We start from the raw sequence: 563 nt of genomic DNA, 5'->3' as shown, positions 1-563 counted from the left end.
TATAATACCCACTTTAAATTTACAATTTTAAGGAGGTAATATGAAAATTTCTAAAATTACAAGTGCGGCTATAATTAGCTTTGGTTTAAGCGGCTCACTACACGCTAACTGGGTTTATGACCCTATCAACGACCCAAAAAACTCTAATAAATATATACAAGACTTTTATGAGTTTGTAAATAATGGTGTGTGTTTGACTTGCACGCCTAAAACCCAAGAGCAACGCACTAATGAAATTAATGAGTTTAATAAATTGCCTAATCTAGATGCCAGCCAAATCCAAAGTCAAATCGATAAATACGCAGATATGATAGCAAAAACTCCAGAATTTTCTGACTTAAAAGCTCTTGGTGAGGCCTTGATAACTTATCAAAATACTCGCCAAAATCCTATCGATCGTGATGACTGGGTTTATGGAAAAAATGCTTATCAAATGGGTAAGTTTTTATTAGTAGAATTTATAAAAGATCCAAATGTAAATTTAGGAGTAGATATTAGTCAATATAGTAATAATGGTGGTGGCTATAAAGTTGCCGTAGAACTCGCCCAAGAAATCTTCAACA

At 33.2% G+C, this 563-nt stretch carries 1 protein-coding gene; it reads left to right on the top strand.

Annotated elements, in window-relative coordinates; genetic code table 11:
- Positions 1 to 40 precede the first annotated feature (40 nt).
- A partial coding sequence (locus tag CSUIS19073_RS08290; protein ID WP_337214425.1) for a hypothetical protein occupies positions 41 to 563 on the top strand: 523 nt, incomplete at its 3' end.

This window comes from Campylobacter sp. RM19073, from assembly GCF_024723495.1.
Lineage (GTDB): Bacteria > Campylobacterota > Campylobacteria > Campylobacterales > Campylobacteraceae > Campylobacter > Campylobacter porcelli.
Note: the sequence above shows the minus strand (reverse complement) of the source record. Positions and strands in the feature narration are given on the sequence as shown.